Source organism: Ornithinibacillus scapharcae TW25 (assembly GCF_000190475.1).
Taxonomy (GTDB): domain Bacteria; phylum Bacillota; class Bacilli; order Bacillales; family Amphibacillaceae; genus Ornithinibacillus; species Ornithinibacillus scapharcae.
The window spans coordinates 20,305-43,284 of the sequence record NZ_AEWH01000024.1 but is presented as its reverse complement, the minus strand read 5'-3'; the positions used below and the strand labels follow the sequence as shown (position 1 = coordinate 43,284).

23 protein-coding genes, 2 pseudogenes and 1 riboswitch are annotated in these 22,980 nt (G+C 34.5%); of the genes and pseudogenes, 7 read left to right on the top strand and 18 right to left on the bottom strand.

The window, feature by feature from the left end; genetic code table 11:
* Window positions 1-98: 98 nt before the first annotated feature.
* Window positions 99-632, bottom strand: a complete 534-nt coding sequence (locus G5W_RS0106415; protein ID WP_010095187.1) for a hypothetical protein — start codon at window positions 630-632, stop codon at window positions 99-101.
* Between the two features lie 114 nt (window positions 633-746).
* Here G5W_RS0106415 and G5W_RS0106410 point away from each other — a divergent pair, with 114 nt between their 5' ends.
* A complete protein-coding gene (locus tag G5W_RS0106410) occupies window positions 747-1,229 on the top strand; it encodes a hypothetical protein (protein WP_010095186.1) in 483 nt (160 codons plus the stop codon).
* Between the two features lie 145 nt (window positions 1,230-1,374).
* Here the strand turns inward: G5W_RS0106410 and G5W_RS0106405 are convergent, their stop codons facing one another.
* The gene (locus G5W_RS0106405; protein ID WP_010095185.1) at window positions 1,375-2,145 is read right to left on the bottom strand and encodes an SDR family NAD(P)-dependent oxidoreductase; all 771 of its coding nucleotides are present in this window, start codon (window positions 2,143-2,145) and stop codon (window positions 1,375-1,377) included.
* 202 nt (window positions 2,146-2,347) lie between these two features.
* On the opposite strand from G5W_RS0106405, the gene G5W_RS0106400 reads away from it, so the two are divergent.
* Together G5W_RS0106400 and G5W_RS0106395 are read left to right on the top strand one after the other, a co-directional pair.
* On the top strand, window positions 2,348-2,938 hold the full coding sequence (locus G5W_RS0106400) for a TetR/AcrR family transcriptional regulator (RefSeq protein ID WP_010095184.1): 591 nt from the start codon (window positions 2,348-2,350) through the stop codon (window positions 2,936-2,938).
* Window positions 2,939-2,991: 53 nt separating this feature from the next.
* A complete protein-coding gene (locus G5W_RS0106395; RefSeq protein ID WP_010095182.1) occupies window positions 2,992-3,612 on the top strand; it encodes a hypothetical protein in 621 nt (206 codons plus the stop codon).
* Window positions 3,613-3,648: 36 nt separating this feature from the next.
* Here G5W_RS0106395 and G5W_RS0106390 read toward each other — a convergent pair whose 3' ends face one another.
* The 4 genes from G5W_RS0106390 to G5W_RS0106375 all read right to left on the bottom strand — a co-directional run bounded on the left by G5W_RS0106390 (window position 3,649) and on the right by G5W_RS0106375 (window position 6,006).
* On the bottom strand, window positions 3,649-3,963 hold the full coding sequence (locus G5W_RS0106390) for a DMT family transporter (RefSeq protein WP_010095180.1): 315 nt from the start codon (window positions 3,961-3,963) through the stop codon (window positions 3,649-3,651).
* Complete coding sequence (locus tag G5W_RS0106385; protein ID WP_010095178.1) at window positions 3,964-4,320, bottom strand: DMT family transporter; 357 nt, start codon at window positions 4,318-4,320, stop codon at window positions 3,964-3,966.
* A 64-nt stretch (window positions 4,321-4,384) separates the two neighbouring features.
* Window positions 4,385-4,480, bottom strand: a riboswitch (guanidine-I (ykkC/yxkD leader).
* A 69-nt stretch (window positions 4,481-4,549) separates the two neighbouring features.
* On the bottom strand, window positions 4,550-4,993 hold the full coding sequence (locus tag G5W_RS0106380) for an SRPBCC family protein (protein ID WP_010095176.1): 444 nt from the start codon (window positions 4,991-4,993) through the stop codon (window positions 4,550-4,552).
* A gap of 110 nt (window positions 4,994-5,103) precedes the next feature.
* Window positions 5,104-6,006, bottom strand: coding sequence for a LysR family transcriptional regulator (locus G5W_RS0106375; RefSeq protein ID WP_010095174.1), 903 nt, complete (start codon window positions 6,004-6,006; stop codon window positions 5,104-5,106).
* Window positions 6,007-6,127: 121 nt separating this feature from the next.
* Here G5W_RS0106375 and G5W_RS0106370 point away from each other — a divergent pair, with 121 nt between their 5' ends.
* Together G5W_RS0106370 and G5W_RS22045 are read left to right on the top strand one after the other, a co-directional pair.
* Window positions 6,128-6,679, top strand: a complete 552-nt coding sequence (locus G5W_RS0106370) for a flavodoxin family protein (protein ID WP_010095173.1) — start codon at window positions 6,128-6,130, stop codon at window positions 6,677-6,679.
* 198 nt (window positions 6,680-6,877) lie between these two features.
* Window positions 6,878-7,792 (top strand): annotated as a pseudogene (locus tag G5W_RS22045) (class I SAM-dependent methyltransferase).
* 83 nt (window positions 7,793-7,875) lie between these two features.
* Here the strand turns inward: G5W_RS22045 and G5W_RS0106360 are convergent.
* From G5W_RS0106360 to G5W_RS0106340, 5 genes are all read right to left on the bottom strand, one after another.
* Complete coding sequence (locus G5W_RS0106360) at window positions 7,876-9,237, bottom strand: sodium-dependent transporter (protein ID WP_010095172.1); 1,362 nt, start codon at window positions 9,235-9,237, stop codon at window positions 7,876-7,878.
* 228 nt (window positions 9,238-9,465) lie between these two features.
* Window positions 9,466-10,272 carry a phosphonate ABC transporter, permease protein PhnE gene (gene phnE / locus G5W_RS0106355; protein WP_010095171.1) on the bottom strand — a complete coding sequence of 269 codons (807 nt, stop codon included), beginning with the start codon at window positions 10,270-10,272 and terminating at the stop codon, window positions 9,466-9,468.
* Window positions 10,273-10,288: 16 nt separating this feature from the next.
* Window positions 10,289-11,104 carry a phosphonate ABC transporter, permease protein PhnE gene (gene phnE, locus G5W_RS0106350; RefSeq protein WP_010095170.1) on the bottom strand — a complete coding sequence of 272 codons (816 nt, stop codon included), beginning with the start codon at window positions 11,102-11,104 and terminating at the stop codon, window positions 10,289-10,291.
* Window positions 11,097-11,879 (bottom strand): phosphonate ABC transporter ATP-binding protein, encoded by a 783-nt coding sequence (phnC, locus tag G5W_RS0106345; RefSeq protein WP_010095169.1) that lies wholly within the window; start codon window positions 11,877-11,879, stop codon window positions 11,097-11,099. Before phnC ends, phnE (G5W_RS0106350) begins: the two co-directional genes overlap by 8 nt.
* Before the next feature lie 79 nt (window positions 11,880-11,958).
* Entirely contained in the window at window positions 11,959-13,038 is a 1,080-nt protein-coding gene (locus tag G5W_RS0106340) for a phosphate/phosphite/phosphonate ABC transporter substrate-binding protein (RefSeq protein WP_010095166.1), read from the bottom strand.
* Window positions 13,039-13,279: 241 nt separating this feature from the next.
* Between G5W_RS0106340 and G5W_RS0106335 the strand changes: the two genes are divergently transcribed.
* On the top strand, window positions 13,280-13,732 hold the full coding sequence (locus tag G5W_RS0106335) for an AraC family transcriptional regulator (protein ID WP_010095165.1): 453 nt from the start codon (window positions 13,280-13,282) through the stop codon (window positions 13,730-13,732).
* Between the two features lie 111 nt (window positions 13,733-13,843).
* Here the strand turns inward: G5W_RS0106335 and G5W_RS0106330 are convergent, their stop codons facing one another.
* The 5 genes from G5W_RS0106330 to G5W_RS24815 form a co-directional block, all read right to left on the bottom strand.
* Complete coding sequence (locus G5W_RS0106330; protein ID WP_010095164.1) at window positions 13,844-15,256, bottom strand: serine hydrolase domain-containing protein; 1,413 nt, start codon at window positions 15,254-15,256, stop codon at window positions 13,844-13,846.
* A gap of 57 nt (window positions 15,257-15,313) precedes the next feature.
* The gene (locus G5W_RS0106325; protein ID WP_010095163.1) at window positions 15,314-15,868 is read right to left on the bottom strand and encodes a TetR/AcrR family transcriptional regulator; all 555 of its coding nucleotides are present in this window, start codon (window positions 15,866-15,868) and stop codon (window positions 15,314-15,316) included.
* A gap of 93 nt (window positions 15,869-15,961) precedes the next feature.
* Window positions 15,962-16,594 (bottom strand): NAD(P)-dependent oxidoreductase, encoded by a 633-nt coding sequence (locus tag G5W_RS0106320; RefSeq protein ID WP_010095162.1) that lies wholly within the window; start codon window positions 16,592-16,594, stop codon window positions 15,962-15,964.
* A 202-nt stretch (window positions 16,595-16,796) separates the two neighbouring features.
* Window positions 16,797-17,333, bottom strand: a complete 537-nt coding sequence (locus G5W_RS0106315; RefSeq protein WP_010095161.1) for a CBO0543 family protein — start codon at window positions 17,331-17,333, stop codon at window positions 16,797-16,799.
* Complete coding sequence (locus G5W_RS24815; RefSeq protein ID WP_010095160.1) at window positions 17,306-17,815, bottom strand: CBO0543 family protein; 510 nt, start codon at window positions 17,813-17,815, stop codon at window positions 17,306-17,308. The genes G5W_RS0106315 and G5W_RS24815 overlap by 28 nt, the downstream gene beginning before the upstream one ends.
* Before the next feature lie 865 nt (window positions 17,816-18,680).
* Here G5W_RS24815 and G5W_RS23165 point away from each other — a divergent pair.
* A pseudogene (locus G5W_RS23165) lies at window positions 18,681-19,266 on the top strand (alpha/beta hydrolase family protein).
* A gap of 336 nt (window positions 19,267-19,602) precedes the next feature.
* Here the strand turns inward: G5W_RS23165 and G5W_RS0106295 are convergent.
* Both G5W_RS0106295 and G5W_RS0106290 read right to left on the bottom strand, forming a co-directional pair.
* Complete coding sequence (locus G5W_RS0106295) at window positions 19,603-21,564, bottom strand: S-layer homology domain-containing protein (RefSeq protein ID WP_010095159.1); 1,962 nt, start codon at window positions 21,562-21,564, stop codon at window positions 19,603-19,605.
* A 311-nt stretch (window positions 21,565-21,875) separates the two neighbouring features.
* A complete protein-coding gene (locus tag G5W_RS0106290; RefSeq protein WP_010095157.1) occupies window positions 21,876-22,943 on the bottom strand; it encodes an acyltransferase family protein in 1,068 nt (355 codons plus the stop codon).
* Window positions 22,944-22,980 lie beyond the last annotated feature (37 nt).

The window sequence follows — 22,980 nt, the reverse complement described above, 5'->3', positions numbered from 1 at the left end:
AAATCACGAATTTAAAAAGGCAATTAAAAAAGCTTGTAAAGAAAAAACACCTACTTTCTCTACAAGCTGATTGCCATTTGAGGCTACCTTTTTTACAATTAGATAATCCAAAAAATTATCTTTGTTATTAACTCTGCATCATCTTTAGGTATATCAAAATCCATAAGACGTTTTTTAATATAACTTCTTGAAGCTTTTTCTGGTTTAGCTAGTGCTTTTGCAATTTTTGAGGTATTTCGTTTAACAGCGTCTGAATATTTTTTAGAAAATGGTTTAAGGACCCAAGAAAGCATATGGCCACCATTTTTTACTACGTTTCCAAAAGCTTTTATACCTTTCAAACCTACACCAAGTACACCTTGTGTACTAATTTCTTCTTGATTTTTATGTATTTCTTGTTGAATAATAGATTCACTCTTTTTTACATCCTGTTTAAATGTAGGACTTTCTAAGTCGAACATATCAGGATCATAATTCTCATATGAAATATCTAATGATGGCAATGTTGGAAGGGACTCTGATGATAATGAAGATGCTGAAACTTTAGCACTTACAAAACTTGGTCCAACTGTACTCACTACAATAGTTGTAGCTACAGTTATAGATAAAGTTTTAAATAACTTCTTTTTCATTTTTTTATCACCCCTTATAAATATTTATTTACAATGAGTATGTTATCATAGCATATAACATAATTAAACAATAATTATAAATATTTTAAATATACACTAAGGAGAGTGTTTAAAATGCCACATAGAAATAACAATAAAGACGCTGAAATTTTTGGATGGGCCGTTTCTATTCTATTAACAATAGTATTATTTATTGTATTTGTGTCCGTTCCTATATTTTTAAACTTTGGAGTTGTATACTTACTTTCCTTATTTCCAATAGTCGAGTTTCATTTTTATTCAGATTTTTGGTCTAATTTTCGGTTTTTTCTTGGATTTACCATATTAAATATTACTGTTCTTGTATTAAGTGAATTATTTATCGCTGTCAATAGAAAAAGTAAAGTAGCAAAGTTATCAGATATTGGTCCAAAAAATTTTAAAGAATGGATTTTCTATCTATTAATTTTTACTGTTTATATTAATATCTTTGATATATTTTTTGATAGATTAGAAACTACAATAATAGGTTCAGGGTTAATCTCCTTAGGTATTGTATTTTTGGTTATCGTTATTGAAAAATATTTCAATAGATTTCATGATGAGGAAGAAGATTAGAAGTATTTATTCATTTACAGACAGGTATAATTTTAATTATTCCTGTCTGTAAATGATAGTAACTTACCGGAATTTACCTAATAAAGGAACTTAATAATAGAAAAAATGCACTGCTTAGAGTGCATTTTTCTCAACTAATATTAGTTTATCGTGACGTATAACCTGCATCTGCATGAATTGTAGTTCCTGTTACATAAGATGATTGATCAGAAGCCAACCAAAGACTTGCTTCCGCAATTTCTCTTGGCTGACCGAATCGGTTTAACAAGCTTAATTGTGGAGCGTATTCTTCTTCATTCAGACCAAATTGCTCTAATGCACCACGTAGCATTGGTGTATCAATAGCACCAGGTGCAACAGAATTCACTCGAATATTTTGTGGACCATACTCTAAAGCAGCCACTTTCGTCATTCCAACAACACCATGTTTCGCTGCTACATAGGCAATATTATTTGGCTGTGGACGGAAACCACTTACAGAAGAAATATTAACAATCGATCCACCATTTCCTTGTTTCACGAATTGTTGGATTTCATATTTCATACATAATGCTGTTCCCTTTAAGTCTACAGCGATCAGGCGATCCCAATAATCCTCATCGAATTCCGCTACTGGTTTATCATCTGGAGTTAGGGCAGCATTATTCACTGCAACATCTAGTTTTCCATATGTGTCTACTGCGAATTGAACCATTTTTTGTACTTGTTCAGAGTCTGAAATATCAACTTTTACAAAAGCAGCTTCTCCACCAGCTTTTTTAATCTCTTCTACTACTGCTTTACCTTTTTCTTCATTAAAATCTGCAATGACAACCTTTGCTTGTGCTTCTGCAAATAGCTTAGCAGTTGCTTCACCCATACCCATTGCAGCTCCTGTAACGATAGCAACCTTGTCTTCTAATAGTGGAAATGTCATGATTAATTCCTCCTATAAAAAAATTATCGTTGGGCTAAAGTTTTTTTAGCCTTCCTAGTTTTAACTATACGAGTGACAATAATCCTCATCAATCAGCAAAATCTTTCAAAGTGTTTGATACTAGACAAAATACTACTTTTTGTACAGTTAAAGTTTGCAGAAAAACTCGAAAACTAGCATACTTAACTTGAGGTGAATGGGAATGGAAGAGGTATTCGACAAACGTGTTCAACGATCCAAGACAGATATAAAACGTACTTTTTTGAATTTGTTGCAGGAAAAACCTTATCATCTAATATCCATCTCCGAAATCGTAAGAAAGGCCAATTATAATCGTGGAACCTTCTATGCGAATTTTGAGTGTAAAGACTATTTGTTACAAGAAGTAATCCAAGAAGTTTTATCCGAAATGATTAAGCAGATACGTGTCCCATATAAGGAAATAACGAAAGTCAATTTTCACAATATGGATCCAAGAGACATAACATTATTTGATTACTTTAAGAAGAATATTGACCTTTTTAAATTGCTACTTAGCAATCATATCCAGGTAGATTTTCGATTTCAAATGGCAAAAGCAATTGAAGAATTATTTATTGCAGAATATGAGTATGAATTAGCAGAAGACTCTGAGCTTGATCAGAAATGGCTTTATATTTATCGTGCACATGGAGTTGCTGGATTAATTATTCGTTGGATAGAGGAAGATTGCTCTACACCGCCAGAATACATGTCTAAGCAGATTATCGAACTCATGATGACATCTACAGAAGTATTTTACGTGAAACCTTAATTTAGGGGTCATACCCGGATTAGTGGCTTCATACAGAGAGGAATGACATACATATGAAAAAATTACTTATTATCATGGCATTACTAGTACTAGTAGCATGCGGGACTACAGATGAGGAATCTTCATCTTTGGAGGCTTCCAAGAAGGACTCTTCTATAGAGGAGAAAAAGCCTAAAACGAACAACGTTTCTACAACAGATGAAAAAGAAGGTTCAAACCAAACTACAAATCAATCGGAAAGTAATTCGGGCAATACGAATGACAAAGATACAAGCAATAATCAAGCATTATCCCAGTATTCCAATGAACAGATTGAATATGCTCGTATTTGGTTACAGCTTGGTCCAAACCAAGATATTGATGGTTTATACGTTCAACATATCCAAGCTGGAGAGCCAATCAATCCTAATGACGAAACAAGTGCCACCTATCCTGAGAATGTTATCCAATTAGCAGGCTCTAGATTAGTAGATGGTTCGGTTACCTATAGCGGTAATGGAGATGGAACTATAAATGTGTATAATGTCCCGCTACGTTGGGATAGTAGTAATCCTGATGTAGACGAAAACTTTATGAAAGAATACACCCAGGATATTATCAACAATACAGAGCTAATTTCTGTTAATCCAGGTGACGATTCAAAGGTTATAGATCTAATTAAATTGATTAAATGAATACAGGTGGGGAACTACTCCCCACCTGATTTCTGATTATGATACTAGCTTTAAACCTATCGCAGCACCAAGAACCATCACAATGAACACCACTCTTTTCCAATCCTTCGATTCTCCATATAAGACCATTCCCAAAATCGCACCACCAGAAGCACCAATCCCTGTCCAAATCGCATAAGCTGTTCCCATCGGTAGTGTTTCCATGGCAATGGCAAGAAATAGGAAGCTTGCGCCAAACCCAAGAACTAATAACACAACAGCTTGCCAATTACGATCTTGATGAAGTTTACTTATCATTGCTACACCAAACATTTCACATATCCCAGCTAAAACTAAGGAAATCCATGCCATTTATGAATTCGCCCCTTTCTGAACGCTGTCACTAGTAGGTTCATCACTTGTTACTAACTTTAATCCAATTACACCGGCTAATAATAATAAGATTAATAATATTTTACTGATTTTCACCGGTTCTCCAAAGAACAGAATTTCAGATAGAACAGTACCTGCTGTACCTAACCCTACAAAGACAGCATAAACCGTTCCTACCGGTAGTTTTCTTCCAGCCATAATCATGACATAGAAACTTATTATAATAGCTATAACTGTACCAGTCCAAGTCCAAAAATCATCAGCATGTTTTAATCCAATTACCCAACACACTTCAAAAATCGCTGCAATAACAACACTAATCCAGTATTTGTTCATACGATGACACCTCCAAGTTATTCTAATTAAAATAAAAAAGCCTAAGAGACACTGATTTCCAGTAATCTCCCAGGCTTTTATCCTTCCGTGGCACAGCATAGCTGTGAGTTTTCTCTCGGACCAGACCAACTAGTATTGCGGAACCCTAGAAAACTTTTAAGTATGCATTTGTCTATTATTATACGTAAATATGGGTTAAATTCAACCCTCTCGTAACAAAATATATAAATTAATGAATTAACGACGCTCGTAGATCCTCAATCCCATGCTCTAAATATCCTTTCAGACAAGATAACATATATACCCAGCCTTCTTTTTGTCCCAACATCTTGTGAACTACTTCTGGGTCGTCTTCTTTCAAACCAGTTTCGTTAATTTCAATAATCGTATACTTAGTATCCACTTCATTTAATGTAATCGTAACAATAGTTTCTTCGTTGTGTTCCTCTCCCCAAGAAAAAACAATCTTCTTATTTGCTATAATCTCGATTACTTGTATATCACCTTTTGCGTTGTACTCATCATAACTCAATGTAACTTTCTTTCCTTCTTCCCATCGTTGGGAACTAGATGAGAACCAGTAATTGCCAATTCTTTCAGGATCTACGATGGCTTCAAATACCTCACTTGTTGATTTGGTTATCTTCATTTTTGCAGTTATCTGTGTATCCATGATTCAACACCCTTACTTTTTATCGTTATTATATATTTTCTAGTATAAAAATGAAAATCATCCAACAAATAAACTTATACATTACAACGATATCGGGAGTTACTTTAGACTCAAAAAGTTTGTATTCTATTAAAGTTTTCTCGAACTAAATCGATAAATATGCTAAATGGTTTAACCATATATTTGTCCTTATGCCAAGCGATATGAGTATATATTGAACTAATTTCTTCACTCCACTTTATCTCTACCATTCTCCCTTCCTTAATATCTTTTTCCACAGCCATTTCTGGCAAAAACGCTATTCCAAGTCCAGCAATAACGCATTGTTTAATTGCTTCTATACTTACAAATTCTATTTTATTCGTCAGACTGACCCCTAAAGAACGGCAATAATTTTCTAGTAACGTTCGGTAAGAACATCCCGCTTCTGTTAATAATAGGGTTTCTACTTCTATATCACTAGGGAAAACCCTTGATTTAAGCGTAAGTGGATGAGTTGGGTTAGCTACCATTTTAATTTTCTCTTCAATGAGTGGCTCCATGCAAAAAACATCGCTTGGTGTTGTCACATCAGTAATAAATGCTATATCAAGATTGCCTTGTAATAATTCACGTTTTACTATCTCATCTGAATGTGCAGGTTTAAAGACCAGTTTAACCTGCGGAAATCGGTTCTTAAACTCTTTTAATATGGAAGGCAATCTATACGTACATTGACTTTCCTGTGCTCCAATAATAAGAGTCCCAGTAGTTTCTTTATATTCACTAATAGACCATTCCGCCTCTTCCATAAGTGAAATTATTTTATCTGCATATAATTTATACTTTTTTCCATACTCTGTTAAGGTTATTCGTTTTCCAATTCTCTCAAACAAAGATATTCCAAGTTCCGTTTCAAGCGCTTTTATCTGGGAGGTTACACTTGACTGAGCGAAATTTAGTATCTTAGCTGTTTTCGTGAAATTTAGGTTCTCTGCAGCAATTTTAAAGGTTTTTAACTGTTTTATATCCATAGCATGACCTCTTAATCGATTATTTCGATTGATACAATCAAAATAATCAGCTTTTTAAATTTGTGATTATATTATAGTCTATTTATAGTTCAACAACAAATAGTGAAAGGAGATAAACACCATGTCTATTATGATTATTTATGGTGGAACCCGCGAAAACGGAAATACTGAAGTATTAACCGAAACAGCTGTTGAGGGGCTGAACGTTGAAAGAATTCATTTGAAAGACTATACTATTTTGCCAATTGAAGACCTAAGACATTCGGTTGATGGGTTCCATAAGGTAAATGATGACTATTATTCTATTATTAATCAAATGGAAAAGCATGACATTATTATTTTTGCAACTCCAATTTATTGGTATAGCATGTCTGGGCTAATGAAGAATTTTATTGATCGCTGGTCACAAACTTTGAAAGAATCTAATGGTGATTTTAAAAAGAAGATGGCCACAAAAAAGGCTTATGTAATTGCCGTCGGTGGAGACGAACCACAAATAAAAGGTTTGCCAATGATTCAACAATTTTATTATATATTCGATTTTGTTGGAGTTTCCTTTGAGGGATATATACTAGGTCATGCAAATCGACCTGGTGAAATTCTTTCTGATATAAATTCTTTGAGAATGGCTGAATTATTCCTTCAAAAACTTAAAAATCATTCATCTCTTTGATATTTATGTATCCTATTACGTAAATTTTTATCATGCTAATTTTAAATGGAGTATTCATAATTGAATCTTCTTACCTAAGAGTATAAATAGTTGACAAAATAATTTATTTATGCTATAATTTACAATTAAATATTTCCTGTGTATAATAAGGTTCTCCTGGCCAGGGGAACCTTATTCTGTTTTATGGGAGGAAAAGTTATGAAACAAAATGAGTCTAGTATGACTTCTTTGGTATCTGCTTTTAGTCGTGCATATCACAGTAAATTTGACACACCAAAAATTTTTGATGACTATGTTTCTAGGAACTTAATCTCACAAGAAGAGTTTTCTACTATAAGTAACAGTATGATTAATGGCATATCGTTCTTCAATAGCGAAATAGGACAGAAATTCAAAGAACAACCAAAAGAACTATTAAAATGGATTACACAAGTTCAGCTATCCCCAACACCCTTGGCACGTGCTGCGTATTGTGAAAGAGTAGTACTTAACGAAGTCAATTTAGGAGTTGAACAATATGTCATACTTGGAGCTGGATTAGATACATTCAGTTTTCGATATCCTGAATTAACCAACACATTAATAGTATATGAAATAGACCATCCAACAACACAAGCGTTTAAAAACTAAAAATAAAGGATGCAAAATTAACGATACCTAGTAATCTCCATTTTGTATCAATGGACTTTACAACAGGATTTTCAGAGCAAGATCTAATTGTCGAAGGCTTTGATCCTACTAAAAAACTTTTTTAGTCTTTTGGGCGTCTCCTATTATTTGACCAAAACAGAGATGAAAAGTTTGATTCAACATATATTTGCTAAGGTACCCACAGGTAGCTCCATCGTCTTTGACTATGCAGATGAACAGCTTTTTAAGGAGAAAGGATTATTTAATCGAGTTGAAAATATGGTGAAAATGGCTTCTGCTAGCGGGGAACCAATGAAATCATGCTTTACATTGGAAGAATTGGAATCTTTGCTAGAAGGATTAGGTTTATTAATCTATGAACATTTATCACCATCGATGATTAATGAACGTTTCTTTTCTAATAGGACAGATTATTTATCTGCATTCGAAACTATTCATTATATACACGCTGTAAAGAAATAATACCTAACCAAAAGCCTCTTAAAGCTTATAGCTTAAGAGGCTTTTGATTTTTTGCATTCTTGTAGGAAAGGTGTTAGCGATTATTAGAAATAGCTAATAACTTTATCTAACAACCCTAGTGCATCCATAAATACTATAATAATTGCAATCGGGGTAATGTATTTTAGTAAGTAATACCAACTATTAAAAAATACCTTTCCGCTTGTTGATCCATGCGCTATTTCTTCATACAAGTCACGCTTGGATAATTTTAATGGGATAAAAATAGAAATTAATAATGCACCAAGAGGCATTAATACATTACTAACTATAAAGTCTAATAAATCAAAGATATTCTTATCGAAAAGAATAACGTCAGACAGTACACCATACGACAAACAAGAAGGTATTCCAACAATAAATATCAGAATCCCTATTATCCAAGTATATTGTTTACGCTTCGTACTATCTTTTTTAATAATGGAAGCAACAATAATTTCAATCATGGAAAATGCCGATGTTAACGCAGCAAATAAAAATAATAGAAGAAAAGCAATAAAGAAAATGATTCCAAAAGGCATCTGCAGAAATACTGCTGGTAACACCGCAAAAATTAATACGGGACCTGCATTAGGTTCTAAATCAAACGAAAACACTCCTGGAAAAATTGCTAATCCTGCCAATAATGCAACCATAATATTCATGATAACGATTGAAAAAACGGACTTTGGTAGGTTCTGAGTCTTCGGCAAATAGGATGCATAGGTAACCATTACGGATACTCCTAAAGAAAGCGCGAAAAACGCTTGTCCTAATGCAAATAAAATAGATTCTGAGGTTAATTTAGTAAAATCTGGAACCAACAAAAATTCTATGCCTTCGCTTGAGCCATCTAACGTTAATGAACGAATTACTAATAAAATAAAAAGCAAAAATAGTGCTGGTATCATTATTTTACTAGCCTTTTCTATCCCTTTTTGGACACCCTTTGCAACAACTAAAATAGTTATCAGTACAAAAATTAGCTGGGCGAACAGAGTTGGAACCGGCTTGGCAATTGTTTCACTGAAAATTTGACCATATTGATCTGGTGACAAACCATTTAATCCACCACTTATTGCCTCAACTAAATAAATGATAATCCATCCTCCGACAACACTATAGAAGGATAATAAAATGAAACAAGTAACAATTCCCAACTTCCCTATTATTCCCCATAATGAGTTTGGAGCAATATTTTGATAGGTTGTTACCGCATCACCTTGTGTTCTACGACCAATAACAAACTCTCCTAGTAATAGTGGAGCCCCTAGTATGAAGGTGAAAAATAAAAAGACAATGAAAAATGCCCCGCCTCCCCCGGTCCCAGCAACATATGGAAATTTCCATATTGCCCCTAGTCCGATAGCTGATCCTGCTGCTGCAAAGATGAATCCTAATTTTGACTTCCACTGTTCTTGTGACATGATGTTATTCTCCCTGTTTTTTATGCGAGTATAAACGTTTACAGGAAATCTAGCAAGTGCTTTCCATTATTATGTATAATATATAGTTTTGTACTTTTGCATCAGAATATCTTATTTTCCTAAATTAATTACAATTTGTATTTTTCCTTGATAAAGTAGCATACGAAAATAAAAAGTAACAGTATCTCCAGAATGAACTGTTAAGCTACTGTTACGTAAATTGGTATATTAGCCTCTTACTAATTTAGTACGAATTCGATTAGAAAATAGCTCTACCGCTAAAATCAATATCATCAACCCGATCAGAATTGCCCCAACTTCTGTCCAACGATAGGAATTCATTGCAAAAATAAGTGGTGCACCTATTCCACCTGCACCTACCAGACCAAGAACCGAAGCTTCTCTAAGATTCATATCAAAACGATAAATTATAATGGATAAAAAGATGGAAAATAACTGTGGCAAGATTCCAAACCGTATTTTTTCAATAGTGGTGCATCCAATTGATGTCATAGATTCTAGTACACTAGTATCTAGATTCTCAATCGCATCCGCCAATAACTTGGATAGCATTCCAATTGAAATCAATGCTATTGTTAAAACACCTGCAAACGCCCCTGCCCCAGTAACGCGTATTAGCATCAATCCATAGACCAGTGCTGGAATCGTCCGGATTGCTATTAATAGAAGTTTTGTTAATGACGCAATCGGTTTCGGTACAATATTCGCAGCAGAAAGAAATGCTAGCGGAATGGCTAATATCGATCCAATCAGCGTGCCTAAAAAGGCAATCGAAATGGTTTCCACTAGTAACGACAGAACGCCATCAGAAGTAACATTAAATAATAACTCTACATCAGGACTAATGATTCCTTCCATAATACTTGTAGCAATTTGCCATCCGTTTACTCCCATATCCTCCAATTGAATAGTTGAGAGAGACCATAGAAATAATAGCAAAATGATAACGAAGACTGTGATAAAATATTTTTTATTATTCGGTGAAGCGTTAAGTTGTTTTTCTATGACATCCATATAAATTTGTACCCCTTTAGATTAACTTCTTTCTGAAATGTTCACTAATCTTTTCAATGATAAATACGGTGATAATTAACATGAGTAAAATCATACCTACACTTGCATAATCACGCCATCCTAGACTTTCTTTTATAAGTAAACCAATTCCTCCTGCACCAACATAACCGAGAATTGCTGAATAACGGACATTTCCTTCAAAGCAGAATAATGAAGTAGACAGATAATTAGGCAGGACTTGGGGAAAGATTGAATATCGGAATGCTTGTAGCCTCGTCATCCCTAGTGATTCCATAGCTTCGAAGCTACCCATATCTGCATCTTCAATTTGCTCATATAATAACTTCCCAACGTAAGCAATGGTAAATAGAAATATTGCAACTGTTCCCGCTAATGTTCCTAATCCAAAGATAAATGTGGCGATTAATGCTACAACTAATGTAGGTATCGTTCTTAATATACTCAAAAGAAGTTTAGCGATGAACACAATCCATTTCTGTTTCATCATATTGCTTGCAGCAAAGTATGCGGCTGGAATAGCAGCGATTGAACCTAAAATGGAACCAAGTAACGACATTTTAATGGTTTCGAGAAGCGGCTGCCATATGTGTGCGTAATACTCCCATTTCGGTGGGATCATATCTCCAATAATGAAAAAAAATTCATTCCAACGCTTCACCAAAACGCTCATATCAAAATTAGTTGCATGAACTGAAATGATGGTTGCAGCTATAACCAATATTACAACGAACGGCACCCTCGATTTTTTTTCAAAAACAACCTTCCCGTTAGGAAGGGAAATTTTTTTCGGAGGAAGGATTTTGTCATACATAAGCTAAGTCTCCTTCTTCGGTACTCTCTTTGTCTCCTACCGAATCACCATAAATATGGTTCAGAACCTCTTGTGTTACATTTTCTGATTTTCCATCGTAGACAATTTTCCCTGCTCGTATACCTATAATTCGATTGGCATATTCTAAAGCAATCTCAACATGGTGAATATTCATGATGACCGATATATCCATTTCTTTATTAATACGCTTAAAATCTTCCATTACTTGCTTAGAGGTGACAGGGTCAAGCGAAGCAATTGGTTCATCGGCTAAAATAATATCTGGATTTTGGGCTAGTGTCCGAGCAAGTGCAACACGTTGTTGTTGACCACCTGACAGCTGATCAACGCGAATATAAGCCTTATCAAGAATTCCGACTTGATCTAATGCTGTTAAGGCTTTAATTTTTTGTTCTTTGGTGAAAAAACCAGTAACCTTCCTCCAAAAAGAAAGTTGCGGCACGAACGATACTAGAACATTCTTTAATACGGAAGTACGGGTGATGAGGTTAAAGGATTGAAAAATCATACCGATTCGCTTTCGAAGCTTTCGAATATCCTTACCTTTGAGGGAATTGACCTCCAGTTCATCCACGATTAATTGACCGCTAGTGATTTCATGCATCCCATTTATACAACGGATTAACGTTGATTTACCTGCACCGGATAAACCAATAATTGCAACAAATTCACCCTGATTAATTTTAACGTTTATATCCTGTAAAGCTTTAACATTATTCGCGTACATTTTGTTCACATTTATAAACTCTATCACTTAAAAATCCCCATTCTTGTGAAAAATGAGAACACCTACTTAGATGCTCTCACTTTTTAATATTGATTATCATAACTACCTAGTTTAAACTTTGTACCATTTCTTGTGCTTTTCTTTCGTTATTGTAGTCAGACGAAGTTGCCTCTTGGTAGCCTTCATGACTATAGATAGAAATAACTTCTTTTCCTTCTTCTGTTTGAGCAATAGCGATGAATGCTTTCTGAATAGCTTGTTTTAGTTCATCATCCATAATCTCTGAATTCTTGCTGACACTAATGGTATCGTTGTAAATACCTGGTGTTACACCAATTACATTCGTTTCATCCCAGATAGAAGCTTCTCTCTTGAAGTCATTCTCCCAAGAATCTGCATTATCACGTCTTGCATCTGCATAGGTAACCATCACGTCAAGGTCTTCAGCTGCTAAACGGGCAAATGCGCTTCCATAGGAATCTACTTGAACTACATTCTCTAAGTCTGTGATGGTATTACCATAGTTATCATCTAGCCAGATTGCTGGATAAATATATCCTGCTGGAGATGACGAAGACATAACAGCCCAGTTAGCGCTATTTAAATCTTCAAATGATAACTCTTCACCATTATTTACTTTCTCAGCAAGTTCTTGTCCTTTTTTAGAAGGACCAGCAATAATTAAAGCACGGTAATAGGTAACTTGTTCTTCAGATGCTTCTGTAGGTTTATTGTCATTCCAATCTTTTGCATGATCGGAATCAACACTTAATCCCGCACGAGTAGAAGTTAAAATGACCTCAGCTCCATCATCATAAAGAACATATGTACCACCAGGAATAAGACCGACATCTATCGTTCCAGCGGACAAGCCTTCACCTACAGCTTCATAGTTTGTACCTACTGTGATATCTACTTCTCCAATCTCGAAGCCTGCTTTTGCTAATTCATCTGTTAATAATTTCTTTAACGGTTCTGTTGCAGTAATGATTTCATCTGGCTCTCTTGATGGTACAAAACCAATCGAAAGTGTATCTATATTTTTATTTTCTGCAACTTCATTTCCACTATCAGAAGCATTACCTTCTGTATTATCTCCACTAGCCTGCGAATCCTCTGAGTTACCACAAGCTCCTAAAAGTATTAATAGAACCGCAATTATGAATGAAAAGAATAGCTTCTTCAATTTAATATTCCTCCTCTAGGGTATTTATGAAGCTATCTATCATTATGAAGCGAAACTATTAATTACAATTAGAATTACTGTAAACTTTTCTTAATAATGGAAAGTTTCCTGGTTCAACACTGTAACATGGGTCTGTATTTAAAAGTTTTTATAATATTTTAAAAACTATGATGTAAATAATTTTAAAGCATGTTACCTTCGAATAGAGGAATGTACATAGAATATGGAAAGGAGCAAAACGATGACATTCAGGGTAGAAAAAATTCCAAAGTACCGAATTGCATACAAGAGGAGGATAGGTCCATATGGAACTGAAAATGGAGTGGTAATGGAAAATTTAAAAAAGTGGGCAGAAGAAAAGAACTTATTTAAGTCTTCGATACTGTTTGCCATTCCACAAGATAACCCGGCTATAACACCACCAGAAAACTGTCGATTTGATGCATGCATCGTGATTTCAGATGATTATCAGTTGGATGAATCCATTTACGAGGGTGAACTATTAGGTGGTACGTATTTTATATATGTTATCGAACATACGGCACAGGCTATTCAAAAGGCTTATACAGATGTATTCCCAGTCATACAAGAACAGGGTTATCAAATGGATCACAACAAACCTATATTGGAAAGATATACGAATGACATGAAAGACAATCCATATTGCGACATTTGTGTACCGATTAAACTGTAGCCATTGTAACGAAAAGGTGTCTATGGGAAAAAAACTAAAGGAGAGCAAGAAGTTTATTCCGTACTTCCTGCTCCCCTTATGTTATCTGCTCTAGCTATCCTTTTATTTTTCCTATTTATTTGCTCTTACTATAATCAAAAAACCATTTAGAGCCAGAAGGCCAACTATACATAGAATAAAAATCGCAGTCACATAAGAAAAATGATAGATTGTATTCCATGGTGAACCATTCATGTAGACTACAGCCGGTATTAAAACGATAGAGAATAGTATGTGTAGTAGTCCCACTATATTCCATGTTACACGTGAAGTATGAGTCTTATTCTTCAAACGAATAAAATTCCAAATCCCCCAAATTGTTAATAGGATAGTCAGTAATAATGGTATCCACTGCATATGATAACTCATCTTGGGCATTTCTGGCATTATGCCGTTTTCCATAATGGACTTAATTCCTTCTCTCATGGAAATAGTAGTCATCACTTCTGTAATATCGTTTTTATTCGTTAGTAATATAAAACCATAATCCTCTTTAAAGTTTATGTATAACTCTGACCTTGAATCAGGAGTTTCTCCTCCGTGATAAATATAAGGATCAGCTTTATTAGTAGCAATCCTCCATCCTAACCCATAATACATATCTTCTTTTCTATGAATCTCTGGAGATATATACTCTTCAAATCTATCATTTGATAATAGGACATCCCGGTCTAACATATGTTGAATGAACTTTACCATATCATTCCCTGTTGAAACCGTATACCCATAAGGTGTACCACTGTCATCGAATGTAAGTTTACTTTTAATTGGTTTACCAAAAAAAGAATGGTAGCCAGGCTGATATCCTAATATGGATGCTTCTTTATAACTGGATACCGTATCATGCATATCAAGTTTCATATAAATTTCATCCCTCATATAGGATGAGAATGTCTGACCAGTACTGTTTTCAATGATCTTACCTAATAACAAATAATTTGCGGGACTATATTGATGGACTGTACCTGGCTCATGATTTAGTTCCACACCATTTAACATCTTTACCGCTTCATTTATGGATTGATCTCCTCGAAAATTCTGGTCGGAAACTTTCAAACCCTCATAAGAACTTATTCCACTAGTATGGGATAGTAAATGTCTTACCGTAATTTTTTCCCCAAATCCATTTAATTGATATTCGAATGAAGGTAAATAGGTATCTATATTTTCATCAAGTTGAATCTCCCCCTCATCCACTAATTTCATAATAGCAAGACTAGTTAATGGTTTACTAATTGATCCAATTGTAAATACCGTATCGGCTGTGACTTGTTCTTCAGTGCTCTGTATCCCCCAACGATCTTGGTAAATAATTTCACCATTTTGAACTATTGCAAGGGATGCAGCTGGAATTTGATATTCTTCGATAGCTTGTTCCATATATGTTTTAACTAATCTTACTTTTTCATCACTATTGGCTGCTAATATATGTAAAGGCCAAACTAGACATATAAGAGTAGCTACTACTATAGTAAACTTTTTCATTATTATCCTCCTCATCCATTGTTTGGTTGACCAACCAATGTAATACAAAATGAAAGTCTATTTCTTTAAATAGACTTCTAACATTTCACCTAGTTTATGATAGGCCATATCTATATCAAAAGCTGGTTCAATTATTTTTTGCAGAGCCAAACCATCAAAACAAGCTAAAAGTATGCTAGCCATGACTTCAGGACCTTCTACCTGTTGAAAATGTTTTGCCAAAGGTGTAGCTAAGCTATTTCTGCCATCTTCGAGAATATCAGCTACTTTGTCCTGTAATTCTGTATTCTTTAACCCGATTGAATAAATCTCATAACGCCAACGATACCAATCAGGATCCGTTTCTGTCCTAGTTTTTATTTCTTCCAATGTATGGTGTAGTGTAATCATGTTATGATCACTATTTTCATACCGATGATGATAATTCTCTTGTACGTACTTTTGAACCGAGAGTAATACATCTAATTTATTTTTAAAATAGTAATGTACTAACCCCGGGGCAACTTCTGCTTCATAGGCAATATCCTTAATGGAGGAATTTGTATAACCATTTTTTGCAAAAACAGTGTATGCTGCTTCAATAATTCGATGTTTCTTATCTTCTTTACTCATAATCCACCTCTATTATTTGGTTAACCAACCAAATAATACTATTAGATTTCTACCATGTCAATTTGTTTCATTGCATACTTGTTATAAAACAACCTAATTCGAAATAAATGGTGCTTGATGCACATAGATTGGTCTATTGATTTGGTCTACGATAAATGAGGAAATATCCTGATTGCTAATTTTAGTACCAGGCATATCGAACAGATTCTCCTTCACATAGTCCTTCCCTTCACCCTCTTGTACGAACGGAAGTCTTACCAGTGTCCAATCGATATGTTTATTCTCCAAAAGAATACGCCATTCCTTCTTTCTATCCTTCAAAAATTCGGAGTAAAGTAACTTAAACAGGACTGCTCCTAGTCTGTTGATAAAATTTTTCTTATCACTATCAATGGTTAATGAGCCACCCGTAACCCCAATATATCGGTTAATCTTGTATTCTGTCATGACATGGAGGATGTTTTCCGTTACCTTGCTGTATATTGGTTCTGCCTTATTCGGCTGGCCAAACGCATTAATGACGACATGACAATCTCTGAGTATCTTCCTTATAATATTTACATCACGTATATCCCCTTTTACTACCTCTACATTTTCAAGGGTTACTTTCTGGGGATCTCTTACCAGCATACGTACATCGTAACCCTTTTCTACTGCTAGTCTTGCAATATGTCGACCAACCTTCCCTGTACCACCGAATAGAACAATTTTTTGAGGGATATCCATTTTGTACCTCCATTTTATAGTGTTAACCATAATACGGAGACTGATAGGTTAGAGTTTCAAGTATTAATATATTTTTAAGTTAGTTAGAAAAAAATAAAGCTTTACATCTCTTATTAAGTAGTTCAGTTTTCATGGAGAAAATCCCTTCAAGTAATTTTTAAATAATAATTTGGAATCCATATTTTCTAATAGGGAAATTAATCTATCCATATTTCTGTTTAAGTTTATTAATTACACCCTTTAATACCACTGCTATAATGATATAAGGGATAAACGAATAGATATGTTTCCAGTTAAATAGCTCATATATTTGTAACCATACCAATAATGGTTCCAGAATAAATGCAAAAATAAATGATTGGATTGTGACAGCGGTTATAAATGATTTCCATGTATGAAAATATTGATAAATAATCATATAAATAACAGGCATCAGTATTGTATGGATTTCAACAACTATAGTTAGTGGCGTTAACGTATGTTTGTATTGCCATAACATCAGGAAAACCCCTGCCATGTCTGCTATTACCCCTATAAATGCAACCATAAATCCGTATGTAGTAATTTCAAATATTCTCTTTTTGTCTAATATAATCAACCATACTAAAAAGAGAACTACGGTTGTGGTCAAAAGAATCCACCAATTGAAGGTAAATAATGTATCATTTAACCAATGCTCCAATTGAATATTATTAAACCGCCTTGTTATCTCTACAACCTCTTCCCAACTCGCTTGCATATTTGCCCTCCCAGGTTATTATGTGCAGCTAACGTTGAATAGTTTGATAGCCACCTATGATGAAGGTAGAATATAACAAATAATATCCAATCTGCTACATATGATAATCCTATATTCCACCATAATCCATGTTCAATAAAGCCGATATATATATACATGAGTTCAAGTAAAATGCAGAATACAGACCAATAGAATATATGTCGCGTGACTAATAAAATAGTTTGTTTTTTCGGTAATGATTGGAGGAAGAGGTATATTACTACAAAATAAATCCCAAAGCCGTTAAGTAACTGAATGCTAAATGTTTCTAACTTTGTTCCTGGGTAGTTCCATAGAGGATAAACAAACATCAACAAATCTGTAATAAACGAGAATATGATTCCTAAATATACTGTGCTTACAAACAATGGAAACTTCTTTTTATTAGAAAATAAATAGAACGTTACCCAACTAATAATAAATGAAATTGTTCCAATGACCACCGATTTATCCCCTTTTAACTTCAGATATTCCAACTATTTTTAAATTAATAATATCTTTTTACAAAGTCTTGAATTTATACTTTGATTTAAAGTTACTCGCAGTAGAAACTGGACTCATTTTAGCTAAGTTACATGTTAGCTTCCCCTTCCACACTGGCAAAACATAATAAAACAAAATAATAAATTTTTAAATCTTAAGTGATTCGAAATAAATACCACCATTGATAAGTGCTACTTATTAATTTGTTAATTTATAGGGTGAGTTAGTTGAATTTGTTCCAGAAGTTATCGTACTACCGGGCAGTTTAGTTGAATATGAAATAACGGATATGGTTGAAATTGTGAATATAGAGGGGATTTTTGACAGTAAATTAAAGAGTGGGAACGACATGAACGCCCAAAAATGAGCTAACCTAACGTTTTAGGTTCCGCACTTCTTCAGGGAGTTGGAGAAGATGCTAATTATATCTCTAATCATATAGTTGTATAGAACTGTTAGATACTCGAAAATTGTAGTAACTTCTTATAGGGATTGAGTAAACAACTCTATACCTTTAGAATTTTTGGTTTGTTATAGAGTAGCTAATTAACATTATAATGAGATATATAATTATTTAAAGTAGATTTGCGAATATTGTACTTAAGTTAATGAGAGCTTTAATTAAACTAGCCAATATAAACCCACTCCTTTTTCAAAGATTATAAAATCACATAAAACTTTGCATATTACCAATATTGTAAATCCATGAAAATCTCGCAAGAACCCCAAAAAATTGCTGTGATTTTGCATTGATAACGAATTTAAGGTAACAACAAGAAATACATACTAAATGTTAGTGTTCATTTTGAAGGGAGAGAAAATACAATGGATTACGCAATTTTTGATTTGGGTGACGTAACCTTACAATCAGGGGTGACTTTACCGAACGCTTTTCTTGCTTATAAGACTTATGGAGATTAAATGAAGAGAAAGATAATGTTGTCATCTATCCAACTGCTTTAGGTGACCAACATGTTCAGAATGAATGGCTGATTGGAAATGGCAGGGCACTAGATCCGAGAGAATATTTTAACTTTATCGAGAAATGGGATTTGATTCCTTGGAAAATTTTGTGTCTGGAGTCTATGAATATAGTTTTATGAAAATGGATCCGCACAATTTCCTAGCTATGTTATGGACTGGCCAATTTGCAGACATTAGTGCAAACCACGCCTATAACGGAGATTTCGATAAGGCTCTAAGAAGCATTAAAGCGTCTGCCTTCATTATGCCAGGGAGTTAGAGATCTCTTCTGTACTGCGGACGAGAACGAATACGAGGCGAAGCTTATACCTAATGCTGTTTTTAATCCGATCGATTCTATTTGGGCCCTTTTGCTGTTCGCGGTATCAACATTGCCGATAATAATAGTATTGATGACAACTTAAAACGCTTGTTAGCTCTAGTATAAACGGATAGATAAAACTTAGCTTTATACTTTTTGGAATCCACTATTATAAAACTTATACTAATATAAAACTTATACTAAAATTAAAGACAATTGTGAAGAAATGTACTTAAACTAAACCAGCTAATAGTTGGCTATATGATATATCAAATATGATACCGACCCCTAAAAGTTAGAGTAATTCACCTAACTTTTGGGGATCGGTACCTTTTTCAAAGCGTTTCTTAATTTAGGATGTTATTGATGTTTTTTGGTATGAACTCAAACGTGATATCTTATATTTTCTCCAAGTTATCTGAAATTCTCAACCTCTTATGCGTAGCCTCTTGTTCCTTACCTTTAGCTCACATAATCCTTGTGAACCCAACCCTTTTTACCATTTAATAAGATGCTATACCAGTCACCACTCATAATTGGTTTACCATTCGCATCCACTAATACCGTTACCGTATCATAACTTTTTAGTTTCCCAATGATGGAACCACTTGTAGATGGTTGGCTTCTTACATTTAGATTATCACTACCAATATTTTTAACCGTCATAAACTTACCTGCTGGCTGAACACGCTCTAAGAATGCTGAAAATTCAGCTCTGGTTACAGGTTGATTTGGTTTAAATGATCCATCTGGATAACCTGAAGTTAAGCCAGCCTCTGCCATTCCATTGATAGCATCATAAGCGTAGTGTTTCTTAGGCACGTCTGGGAAGTTCCCTTTACTTCCTTTAGGTAGTCCATACGAGCGTTGTAATAATACAGCCATTTCCCCACGCGTTAAGATGCCATTTGGAGCGAATTTATTACCATCTCGGCCATTAAATAACTTGGCATTTGCAGCGGCAGCTATTTGTGGGTAATATTTATAGCTTGTTGCTACATCTTTAAAGCCCGGATTCTTAATGTTTTTTGTATCTAACCCTAACTGTCTTGTTAACATGATTGCAGCTTGGGTACGAGTAATGGAAGCATTTGGTCGGAATTCTCCACCAGGGAAACCAGTAATCGTTCCTCGATTATAAAGGTCCATAATTGCTGATCTAGCCCAGTAGTTTTTAGGAACATCAATGAATACTGGCATAGGACCAGTTGATTTTGCCATTAGAATAGTAGATACATAGCGTTCTGTTTTATCGGATGGCGAGTTCATTACCTTTACTGCATTTGAACCTGGTAGACGAGCAGCCATCGTAGTCGAACCACCGCCATCAAGGTTTAACGCTCGATATGCACCTAATTGTACAAGGTAATTTGCAAACTCGGTTAAATTCATTCCATTACTATAACCTGATTGTCTACCATCGACCGTTACAAAGAATACCTTTTGCCCTGTCTTATCAATTGCAACAGCTGTACGTGGTGCACGAGTTCTAGCGTTGGAACTATTGGGATCCATAGTCATAGAAACTTTTCCATCTTTGACAAGCATTGGACCACTTGCAACCATAAATTCTGAATCGAACCACTTATTGTCCACATTAACCGAAACAGAAATTTCATCACCAACTTCTATTTTTTGAAGCTTTTCCGATGCTCCTCTACTTCCAGATAAAACAAATCCATTTGCTGGGATTGTTGCAGATTTTGCATCCCCTTCTTTTCTAATGGAAACAACTTTACCTGTCACAGTCGAGCCAAACTCAAGAGTTGCTGGCGATGGTAATGTAACTACTACCTCTGTCCCCATTGAATTGGTGTTGGTTGTTTTACTAGGAAAGTCTGGTGTATATAGAATAGTTTGGTTGGAATTACGAGCTTGGTTTGTGGCATAAATTGGATATGTAACACCATCATGCTTATATGTCATATTCAGGCTGTAATGATCGATTACCCCTTTACCATTCTTATCGATCCCAAAGGCAATCGGTTCGTTAACATACTTGTCTTTTCCACTGAATACCTCACCAGAATGAACAAGTTTATTATCTTTGGATACTAGATTCATCGGAACACCTTGCCAGAAGAATGATGCATTAATTGCACCAACTGTCCAAGAATTCTTTGTTGAATAAGAGTTTGCCAGGGTTGATGTACGCTGAAGCTGATTTAGGTTTGGTGAAACACCAACTTCCACACTTGCAGTCGGATTGGCAACATTAATCTCCATCACTCGTACAGCTTGGTTTAAGTTACCACCTTTAAGACGGATATCTTTATAAAGCATGCCATCCGCTACATCAATCTTTTCTCTTACTTTAGACGTATAGCTCTGTGCTGAGGCTTGTGAAGGTGAACCGGCAAGCACAATCCAAAAAACTAGAATTACTATTTGCGAAATCGCTAATATTTTCCCGAATTTCCTCATAATTTCTCCCCTAATCTGCGTTGTTTTGTCTCTATTTATCTATTTTTGACATAAATCTATCTTAACATATAAAAATGTTTATTGTTTAATAGATTTGTAGTACTTTTGTCGCGAAAAATATACCTAGATTTTGAGAATAAAAGTTGTGTTTTTTTGATCCTTCGACATATCAGCGAATATAAAAATATATCAGTGTATCTCGTAAGATATCAGCGGCTTCCCACCTGATATCAGCGAATCTTCCCATATATCAGCATTGTCTACATATATCCATAAAAAAAGAGGCCTTCCGTAGAAAACCTCTCCTCGTTTTATGCTGCCTCTTTTTTAGGCGTAACTCCAGTTTTACCAACAACATATTTACCAAATCTTATCTTATTCAATAAGAACGTCACCAGCATCGAACCAAATACTCCAAGTAATAAAGCTATTAAAAGGTAGATACCCATATTAATATATGGCAATTCATGGCTTGTCCTTACGAATATTTTGTGAAATAGTGGGTGTAATAAATAGATTCCAAATGAAAACTTACTAATTAAGGTAATAAATTTTGGGATTTTTTTAAACCTTGAGCCCAGATAAAATAGTGCGAACATCATAAAAACAGTATAAACCATTACATCTACACGGTTTGACCATATCATATTGATGAATCCAGTATGATAGCTATAAACAACAAAACCAGCAAGACCAACAGCTCCTACCAGAATAATCCATTTAAACCGATTGAGATAATATTTAAACGTCGTTAAATTCTTTCCGACATAGTAAGCTAAGCTAAAATAGAAAATCCACGCTAGAAAAGGTATACGTGAAACGTCATACCATATATAGAATTGAGTTGCTCCAACTGGATCTACGAAGTTAAAGTATCCTAAATATACCCCATTAATGACAAATGTTATCGGTAGAATGATTGTACCGGATACTTTGCTAAGATATCTTGCAAATAAGAAATGTAATATATAAAACTGAAAAATAATTAATACAAAATAACCATGCCACTGCCCTTTAAGAACAATTGATATCCATTCCTCTAAAAAGGCATCCATTGAAAAAGGTACTGTCGTAAAATGATATAGTGCATATATAGTCCCGATTACCATGTACGGTACGAAAATAAATTTAAATCTTTTCCATAAAAAACCTTTTGGTGTTTTTTCTGGATAAGAATAGGCTGCTAGAATTTCAGATATTAGTATAAATGTTGGTGTTGCAAACATTAAAGTCATTTGAATGCCACGGAATATATCTACCGTTAATGCTGGCAATTGATAGCTGTTTACCGTAACTGTGATAGAATGCACGAGTACGACGCTCAATGTAGCAATAGCACGAATGAAGAATACTTCATTGATGAATGTTTTTGATTTCACAGTTAGCCTCCTCGTATTCTGCAAAACACTTAACTAT